At 72.1% G+C, this 8,219-nt stretch carries 8 protein-coding genes and 2 pseudogenes; 8 read left to right on the forward strand and 2 right to left on the reverse strand.

What is annotated here, in order from left to right:
- Together ACEPPI_RS38680 and ACEPPI_RS38685 are read left to right on the forward strand one after the other, a co-directional pair.
- Positions 1 to 326, forward strand: a pseudogene (locus ACEPPI_RS38680) (sigma-70 family RNA polymerase sigma factor); the annotation flags it as partial.
- A gap of 37 nt (positions 327 to 363) precedes the next feature.
- Complete coding sequence (locus ACEPPI_RS38685; RefSeq protein WP_373919945.1) at positions 364 to 870, forward strand: GNAT family N-acetyltransferase; 507 nt, start codon at positions 364 to 366, stop codon at positions 868 to 870.
- A gap of 76 nt (positions 871 to 946) precedes the next feature.
- Here ACEPPI_RS38685 and ACEPPI_RS38690 read toward each other — a convergent pair whose 3' ends face one another.
- Positions 947 to 1,381 (reverse strand): hypothetical protein, encoded by a 435-nt coding sequence (locus ACEPPI_RS38690; RefSeq protein WP_373919946.1) that lies wholly within the window; start codon positions 1,379 to 1,381, stop codon positions 947 to 949.
- Positions 1,374 to 1,742: a hypothetical protein gene (locus ACEPPI_RS38695; RefSeq protein WP_266838036.1), complete on the reverse strand. Its 369-nt coding sequence runs from the start codon at positions 1,740 to 1,742 to the stop codon at positions 1,374 to 1,376. Before ACEPPI_RS38695 ends, ACEPPI_RS38690 begins: the two co-directional genes overlap by 8 nt.
- Positions 1,743 to 2,318: 576 nt before the next feature.
- On the opposite strand from ACEPPI_RS38695, the gene ACEPPI_RS38700 reads away from it, so the two are divergent.
- From ACEPPI_RS38700 to ACEPPI_RS38725, 6 genes and pseudogenes are all read left to right on the forward strand, one after another.
- Positions 2,319 to 3,380, forward strand: coding sequence for a methionine ABC transporter ATP-binding protein (locus ACEPPI_RS38700; RefSeq protein WP_373919947.1), 1,062 nt, complete (start codon positions 2,319 to 2,321; stop codon positions 3,378 to 3,380).
- Entirely contained in the window at positions 3,377 to 4,045 is a 669-nt protein-coding gene (locus tag ACEPPI_RS38705) for a methionine ABC transporter permease (protein ID WP_030233804.1), read from the forward strand. The genes ACEPPI_RS38700 and ACEPPI_RS38705 overlap by 4 nt, the downstream gene beginning before the upstream one ends.
- 94 nt (positions 4,046 to 4,139) lie before the next feature.
- Complete coding sequence (locus tag ACEPPI_RS38710) at positions 4,140 to 5,006, forward strand: MetQ/NlpA family ABC transporter substrate-binding protein (protein ID WP_373919948.1); 867 nt, start codon at positions 4,140 to 4,142, stop codon at positions 5,004 to 5,006.
- 203 nt (positions 5,007 to 5,209) lie between these two features.
- The gene (locus ACEPPI_RS38715) at positions 5,210 to 5,926 is read left to right on the forward strand and encodes a GNAT family N-acetyltransferase (RefSeq protein WP_373919949.1); all 717 of its coding nucleotides are present in this window, start codon (positions 5,210 to 5,212) and stop codon (positions 5,924 to 5,926) included.
- A gap of 76 nt (positions 5,927 to 6,002) precedes the next feature.
- Complete coding sequence (gene cbiE / locus ACEPPI_RS38720; RefSeq protein ID WP_373919950.1) at positions 6,003 to 7,232, forward strand: precorrin-6y C5,15-methyltransferase (decarboxylating) subunit CbiE; 1,230 nt, start codon at positions 6,003 to 6,005, stop codon at positions 7,230 to 7,232.
- A gap of 248 nt (positions 7,233 to 7,480) precedes the next feature.
- A pseudogene (locus ACEPPI_RS38725) lies at positions 7,481 to 8,219 on the forward strand (5,6-dimethylbenzimidazole synthase); the annotation flags it as partial.

Here is an 8,219-nt window from a genome sequence, read left to right on the forward strand (position 1 = left end):
GGCTCGCCCGCAGGCGGGCCCGGCGCGAGGTCCCCTACGGGGCCGCGCCCACGCCCGCCGCCGCGGCGGGCGAGCCCGAGGACGCCCTGCTGCACGGGGAGGAGAACCGGGCCCTCCGATCGGCGGTCGCCCGATTGCCCGGACGTTGTCCCCAGCTCATAGGGGCACTTCTCTCGCCCAGAGACCTCACTTACCGTGAAATCGCAGGAGAGTTGGGTATCTCACAAGGAAGTTTAGGACCGGTCCGTTCCCGTTGCCTGGGATGTCTGCGCAGAATGCTCGCTGCAGAGGTTGCGGCTCCTGGCCCGTGGGGAAAGGAGCGGTAGACCGGAGAGCCACCAGGTGAGCGGGAGGCATGCGCACATGGGCATGAGCGTGACCATTTCCTCGGCGGCCGCCGAGGACGCCGAGCAGATTTTCAAGCTGCAGTACCTGGCGTTCCAGCGGGAGGCCGAGCTGTACGGCAACTACCTCATCCAGCCGCTCACCCAGTCCCTGGACTCCCTGAAGGCGGAGCTCGCCTCGGACACCGTCCTGGTGGCCCGGCTGGGTGACGAGGTGGTGGGCACGGTGCGCGGCAGCATCGGCGAGGACGGCACCGCGAGCATCGCCAAGCTGTGCGTGCACCCGCGCCTGCAGGGCCACGGACTGGGCGCGCGCCTGCTGCGCGGAGTCGAGGAGGCCCTCGCGGGCCACGGCGCCGCGACCCGCTTCCGCCTGCACACGGGCGTCAAGAGCGAGTCGAACCTGCGCCTGTACCGCAAGGCCGGTTACGCGCAGGTCGGCAACCGCACCGCCTCCGACGGCGTGCACCTGGTGATCCTGGAGAAGGAGGCCGCGGAGGCCACCGACTTCGCCGTCAGCGCGTAGGTACCGGCCGGGCGTTCCGCGCGGCGCCCGGCCGCCACCGGTCGGCCGGCCTGGTCGGGCGGGCCGGGCCGAGGGGTCAGCGCTTCGAGCGGAGCCAGATCATCCCGGTCACCGGCAGGATCACGGGGATGAACAGGTAGCCCATCCCGAAGTCCGACCACACGGTGGCGTCGGGGAAGGACTCGGGCCGCACCAGGGTCCAGGTGCCGACGGCCAGCACGCCCGCCAGTTCGGCCGCGCAGCAGACCAGCGCCGCCTTGCGGGCCTTCTCCCCGCCGCGCACCAGCGAGTACGTGATGAAGGCGTAGGCCAGCGCCGCGGCCCCGGACAGCGCGTACGCCAGCGGGGCCCGGTCGAACTCGGTGGAGATCTGGTAGGCCGAGCGCGAGACCGCACCGACCACCATCACCCCGTAGAGCCACACCAGCAGCAGTCCCGGCCCGGAGACCAGCCGCTTGCGCCCGGTGGTCCCGGAGGCCCCCGCCGTCGCGGTCTTCGTGTCGTCAGGCACCGGCGGTTCCCCAGATGTCGTAGAGCCGTACTTCGAGGACGGCGAGGACGACCGCGCCCGCGGCCACCGTCACCGAACCCCATTTGGTCCGTTCGCTCAGCGAGAGCATCCCGGCGGCCGGGACCGCCGCGAAGGCGCCCACCAGATAGGCGACGAAGAGCACCGTGCCCTGTGCGGGCTTCTCGCCCCGGGCCAGCTGCACCAGGCCGACCACCAGCTGGGCCAGGACCAGGAGGGTCACCACGGCCATGCCGATGAAATGCCAGTCCTTGGTCGGCTGGTCCCGCCACACGGCGTGACCGCACCAGGCGGCGAGGGCGAGGGCGGCCACACCGATGGCGGCCGTCAGGGCGTCGAGCATGCAGCGAGGGTATTACGGGCCGCGGGACCCGGTGCGCTCGCCCCTCGCCCGGGACCCTGACCGTGGCCTTGACCACAGCGCACCCCGCCGCCGGACCCGCCGCGGACATGGCCGTCAGGGACCTCCCGGCCGTGTCCGCACTGGTCGGGAGCACCGGAGCGTCGCTTGAGACGGAGGATCGGGGGTGACCGATGTTGTCCGCAATGCGGCCGGAATCCGTCCGCTATGCGGACATCGTGGATCGATGAGTCGCCATGTCTGCTTTACTGGGGCCCATGACCACGACGAGCAACCGCACCCTTGCGACCGAGGCGACGATGACGCCCGGTGCTCGTTGTATGTGTCGAATGCGCGCCTTCTGAGGGCCCCTCTTCCTGCAGTCTCGCGCCCCGAAGCGAGACCGGCCGAGCCGTTCCGCCGCAGCCGTCACCACCTGACGGGCCGTACGGACCGCTCCTGCCCCGCGCACGCGTCGACGTCATCCCCTTTCCGACGGTTCGACCCGTAACGCGTCCCCAGATGTTTGCCCCGTGCACGGCACCCGCACGCCGTGCACTCGACAGCGACGGAATTCCTGTGATCACCACATCGGGCCTCACGAAGGTCTACCAGTCCCGTGGCCGTGAGGTCACCGCCCTGGACGGCGTCGACCTGCACGTCCGCGAGGGCGAGGTATACGGAGTCATCGGCCAGAGCGGGGCCGGCAAGTCCTCCCTGATCCGCTGCGTGAACCTGCTGGAGCGCCCCACCACCGGCACGGTCACCGTCGACGGCGTCGACCTCACCGCGCTGGCCGGCCGCGGCCGCCGCGCCGGCAAGGAACTGCGCGAGGCCCGCAGCCGCATCGGCATGGTGTTCCAGCACTTCAACCTGCTGTCCTCGCGCACCGTGCAGGCCAACATCGAGCTGCCCCTGGAGATCCTCGGCGTCTCCGGCCGCGAGCGCTCGCGCAAGGCCCTGGAACTCCTCGACCTCGTCGGCCTCGCCGACAAGGCCAAGGCCTACCCCACCCAGCTCTCCGGCGGCCAGAAGCAGCGCGTCGGCATCGCCCGCGCCCTGGCCGGCGACCCCAAGGTGCTGCTCTCCGACGAGGCCACCAGCGCCCTGGACCCCGAGACCACCCGCTCGATCCTGCAGCTGCTGCGCGACCTCAACCGCCAGCTCGGCCTGACCGTCCTGCTCATCACCCACGAGATGGACGTGGTCAAGGCGGTCTGCGACTCCGCCGCGCTGATGAAGCGGGGCCGGATCATCGAATCGGGCACCGTAGCGGAACTGCTCGCCACCCCCGGCTCCGAGCTCGCCGCCGAACTCTTCCCGGTCGGCGGCGCCGCCACCGGCCCCGACCGCACCGTCGTCGACGTCACCTTCCACGGAGAGGCCGCCACCCAGCCGGTCATCTCCCAGCTGTCGCGCACGTACAACATCGACATCTCGATCCTCGGGGCCGCGATGGACACCGTCGCCGGCCGCCAGATCGGCCGGATGCGCATCGAACTGCCCGGCCGCTACGAGGACAACGTCGTGCCCGTCGGCTTCCTGCGCGAGCAGGGCCTCCAAGTGGACGTGGTCGACGACGCCGCGGCCGACGAGATCGACGACGAACTGGCCGCACTGGTCAAGGATGGTGCCAAGTGACCTGGTCCGAGATGCAGCCCCTGCTCACCCAGGGCACCTACGACACCCTGTACATGGTGCTGTGGTCCACCCTGGTCACCGTCCTCGGCGGACTGCCCGTCGGCATCCTCCTCGTCCTCACCGACAAGGGCGGCCTCCTGCAGAACCGGCCGCTCAACAAGGTGCTCGGCGCGATAGTGAACGTGGGCCGCTCGCTGCCCTTCATCATCCTGCTGATCGCCCTGATCCCGGTCACGACCGCCGTCGTCGGCACCTTCATCGGCCCCACCGCGATGATCGTCCCGCTCGCCATCGGCGCCATCCCCTTCTTCGCCCGCCTCGTCGAGACGGCCGTCCGCGAGGTCGACCACGGCCTGATCGAGGCCGTGGAGTCCATGGGCGGCGGCATCCCCACCCTCGTCGGCAAGGTGCTGCTCCCGCAGTCCCTGCCCTCGCTGGTCGCCGCCGTCACCACCACCGTGATCACCCTGGTCGGCTACTCGGCCATGGCCGGCGCGGTCGGTGGCGAGGGACTCGGCTCCAAGGCCATCACGTACGGCTTCCAGCGCTTCGAGACCGGCTTCATGGTCGCCACCGTCGTCGTGCTGATCGCCCTCGTCACGGTGATCCAGCTGATCGGCGACGGCGTGGTCCGCGTCCTCGCCCGCCGCGGCCGGACCGCCTGAACCTTCCCCACCCCAAGAAAGCCCGCACTTGTCGTGCTTGGGCCACCACCAGCGGGTCCCCACCCGGACCCGTACCGCAAGAAAGGCACTCTTCGTGCGTAAGAACGTCAAGCTCACCGCCTTCGCCGCCGCCTCCGCCGCGCTCGCCCTCGGCCTCACCGCCTGCGGCAGCTCCTCGGACCCGTCCACGGCCAAGGCCGACGGCGGCAAGGTCGACGAGAGCAAGCCCCTCGTCATCGCGGCGTCCCCGACCCCGCACGCCGACATCCTGAAGTTCGTCAAGGACAACCTCGCCGCCAAGGAAGGCCTCAAGCTGGAGGTGAAGGAGTTCACGGACTACGTCCTGCCCAACACCGCCACCGAGCAGGGCCAGGTCGACGGCAACTACTTCCAGCACAAGCCGTACCTCGACGACTTCAACAAGAAGAACGGCACCCACATCGTGCCCGTCGTGAACGTGCACCTGGAGCCCCTCGGCCTCTACTCCAAGAAGGTCAAGGCCCTCTCCGACATCAAGGCCGGCCAGACCGTCGCCGTCCCCAACGACACCACCAACGAGGGCCGCGCGCTCCAGCTGCTCGCCGCGAACAAGCTGATCACCCTCAAGGACGGCGTCGGCACCAACGCCAAGCTCTCCGACATCACCGACAAGAAGGGCCTGGAGTTCAAGGAGCTGGAGGCCGCCACGGTCCCGCGCGCCCTGAACGACGTGGACGCCGCCGTCATCAACGGCAACTACGCCATCGAGGCCGACCTCTCCCCGGCCAAGGACGCCCTGATCCTGGAGAAGGCCGAGGGCAACCCGTACGCCAACTTCCTCGCGGTCAAGGACGGCAAGCAGAGCGACCCGCGCGTCCAGAAGCTCGCCAAGCTCCTGAACTCCGACGAGGTCAAGAAGTTCATCCAGGACAAGTACCAGGGCTCGGTCATCCCCGCCTTCGGTGCCCCGGCCGCTTCCTGACGAATACCGCCTGGTAGACGCCGGATTCCCGGCCCCGCGCCCCCTCCGGGGGACGCGGGGCCGCGGGCTGCCCGCATCCGGGCAGCCCGGCCCTGCACATCACCCGGCCGATGCTGCATGCTGTGGCCTACGACCCGCACGACGGTCCCCCTCGAACGGTCCCGCACCACGGTCGCACCACGGTCTCAGGCATGGAGCTGCGCATGACTACCACCTTCCCGGACGTCACCATCAGCACGGACCGGCTGGTGCTGCGCGCCTTCGAGGAGGACGACGTCACGGCGCTCGCCGAGATGATGAACGACGAGCACGTCACCGCCTGGACCCGGGTACCGCACCCCTACACCCACGCCGACGCCCACGGCTGGGCCACCCGGCAGTCCCACGCGGAACGCACCGACGGCCGGGGCATCGTCCTCGCCGTCACCGAGTTCCTCACCCAGCGCCTCGTCGGCATCGTCCACCTCCAGAACACCGACTGGCGCACCCGCACCACCGAGGTCGGATACGTCACCGCCCCCTGGGCCCGGGGCGAGGGCTACGCCAGCGAGTCCGTACTCGCCGTCGCCCAGTGGCTCTTCCGCGACCAGGGCTTCGAACGCGTCGAAATCCGCACCGCCGCCGACAACACCGCCTCCCAGCAGGTCGCCCAGAAGATCGGTTGCATCAGCGAAGGCGTCCTGCGCAACGCGTGGATAGTGCGCACCCAGGCGGCCGACGGCGGCTGGACCGAGACCCGCACCGACCTCATCGTCTGGAGCCTGGTCCCCGAGGACCTCGACGAGGCCGAGGAGTACGAGGGCTACGACGGCTACAGCGGCTACGACGGCACCCGCGGATACCCGGCCCGGGACTCCGGATACGCCTTCGGCCGGCCCGCCGACGCCACCGGCTACGCCGTCGCCGCCGACTGGAACTGACCCGATGACCAGGTAGTCTCACGATGCGCGCCCCCCGACGAAGCTCGCCCGCCCCCACCCCAGGAGACTGACGACGATGGCCGACCGGGTCACGGTGATCGGCTGGGACGGTTCCCCCCTGACCGCGGCCGCCCGGTCCGCGCTCGCCGCCGCCACCCTCGTGGCCGGCGCCGCCCACCACCTCGCGCTCCCCGAGGTCCCGCCCACCGCGGAACGCATCCGCCTCGGCAGCCTCCACCTCGCCGCCCGCCGCATCGCCGGCCACCGCGGCACCGCCGTCGTCCTCGCCGACGGGGACCCCGGATTCTTCGGCGTCGTCCGCACCCTGCGCGCCCCGGAACACGGCCTGGAGGTGGAGGTCGTCCCCGCCGTCTCCGCCGTCGCCGCGGCCTTCGCCCGCGCCGGGATGCCCTGGGACGACGCCCAGGTGGTCGTCGCCCACCCCCGCACCCTGCGCCGGGCCGTCAACGTCTGCCGGGCCCACAGCAAGGTCGCCGTCCTCACCTCGCCCGGAGCCGGCCCCGCCGAACTCGCCCTGCTGCTCGACGGGGTGCACCGCACCTTCGTCATCTGCGAGGAACTGGGCACCGACCGCGAGCGCGTCACCGTCCTGACCTCCGACAAGGCCGCCGACCACAGCTGGCGCGACCCGAACGTGGTCATCGTCATCGGGGGCGCGGGCCAGGTACCCGCCGCCGAGCCCGGCTGGCTGTTCGGCCAGCCCCCGCACCTCACGGCCACCCGCGGCTGGGCCCGGCCCCGGCCCGAAGGGGACGGGCCCCCGGGGGAGGGACCCGTGGGGGAGGGCGAGTCCGCACAGCTGCGCGCGGTCCAGCTCGCCCGCCTCGGCCCCCGCGCCGGCGACCTCGTCTGGGACATCGGGGCCGGCTCCGGGGCCCTCGCCGTGGACGCCGCCGCCCTCGGCGCGGCCGTCATCGCGGTGGACGCCGACCCCCGCGCCTGCGAACGGGTAACGGCCGCCGCCCGTCGGCGCGGTGTCCAGGTCCAGGTCGTGGCCGGCCGCGCGCCGCACGTCCTGGAGAACCTCCCCGAGCCCGACGTCGTCCGCGTCGGCGGGGGCGGCGCCGAGGTCGTCGCGGCCGTCGCCGACCGGCGTCCCGAACGGATCGTCAGCCACGCCTCCACGCGCGACGACGCCGAGGCCATCGGACGCACCCTCGGCGAACACGGGTACGCCGTCGAGTGCGCACTCCTCCAGTCGGTCGGCCTCGACACCCGGACCTGGGCGGAACAGGAGCGTTCCGTGGTGTTCCTCCTGGCAGCCGAGCGCCCCGTGAGCCGCTAGCGCGCAGGCCGGGGTAGGCTGGCCGATCGTCGTGGCGCCCTCAGGACGCGCGACGTGGCGCAGTCCACAGCGGACCGTGCCGGTTTGTGGCCGACACGGCGGCCGACGAGCGCGACAATGCTCAGGAGTTGTTGTGCGGGCGCACGCGAGGCGTCGCACCGCACGGCGACCCCGCGCACATCACCGCCCGGCGGTCTTGTGGGCGACCGGGCGATCGAAGAGGCAACACCGATGGGCGAGGGGTACGCATGACTGACACCGGCCAGGTCCCGGGCGAGGGTCACCCGGACAACGGGGGCATGGTGGATCAGCAGGGCATCCCCGCTCCGGTTGCGCCGCTCCCGCCGCTTCCGCCGCAGCCCCCGGCGGGCTACGCCTTCCAGGACCTCGTGGACGACCCCGCCGAGGCGGAGGACGAGGAACTGCTGCTGATGCCGAGCGGCCAGGGCTCCTGGAGCGACCCCCAGGTGGTCCCGCAGGTGCCGGCCTTCCCGGCCGAGTTCCCCGCCGAGCCCGTCTACACCGAGTACCCGCAGGCCCCCGCGGCCGGCTACCCCGAGCCCGGCCACCTCGGCTTCCCGGAGCCGGGCTACCAGGACGCCGGCTACCCGGTGCCGCAGCAGCCCGCGCAGCCCGGCTTCCCCGACCCCTCGTACCCCGTGGGCCCGGGCTTCCCCGACGGCTACGCGGACCCCGCCGCGTACAGCGCGGGCGCGCACGAGACCGGCGGCCGTGACACCGGCTCGCTGGACCTCGGCGGCCTCGTGGCCCCGCAGGCCGCCCAGATGCCGCCCGCGTCGCCCGTGATCCCGGCACGCCGTCCGCTGCACATGGGCCCGCCCATGCCCGAGGCCGGGGGAGTCGTACGCTCCCTCGCGGACCGGGGTCCCGCCGCCGCTCCGGCGCCCGTGGCCACCCCGGCACCCGTGCCCGTCCCCGAGCCGGCCCCCGTGGCCGCGGCGCAGCCCGTCGCCGAGCCGGCGCCGC

This window comes from Streptomyces sp. AB3(2024) (genome assembly GCF_041862025.1).
Lineage (GTDB): Bacteria > Actinomycetota > Actinomycetes > Streptomycetales > Streptomycetaceae > Streptomyces.